This window comes from Alkalicoccobacillus porphyridii (assembly GCF_007293315.1).
Classification (GTDB): domain Bacteria; phylum Bacillota; class Bacilli; order Bacillales; family Bacillaceae_D; genus Alkalicoccobacillus; species Alkalicoccobacillus porphyridii.
Genome location: NZ_VLXZ01000138.1, coordinates 1 through 304, shown reverse-complemented (window position 1 = coordinate 304; position 304 = coordinate 1). Strand labels below are relative to the sequence as shown.

The following is a 304-nucleotide window of genomic DNA, read 5'->3' as shown; positions in this document are numbered from 1 at the left end:
GGAAGTTCGTGAACTTCTGTCTCAGTACGACTTCCCGGGCGACGACACTCCGATCGTTCGTGGTTCTGCTCTGAAAGCGCTGGAAGGCGACGCAGAGTGGGAAGCGAAAATCCTGGAACTGGCTGGCTCCCTGGATTCTTACATTCCGGAACCAGAGCGTGCGATTGACAAGCCGTTCCTGCTGCCGATCGAAGACGTATTCTCCATCTCCGGTCGTGGTACCGTTGTTACCGGTCGTGTAGAACGCGGTATCATCAAAGTTGGTGAAGAAGTTGAAATCGTTGGTATCAAAGAGACTCAGAAG

1 pseudogene is annotated in these 304 nt (G+C 53.0%); it reads left to right on the top strand.

Going from position 1 to position 304, the window contains the following annotated elements:
• Window positions 1–304: pseudogene (gene tuf / locus FN960_RS23815) on the top strand (elongation factor Tu); the annotation flags it as partial.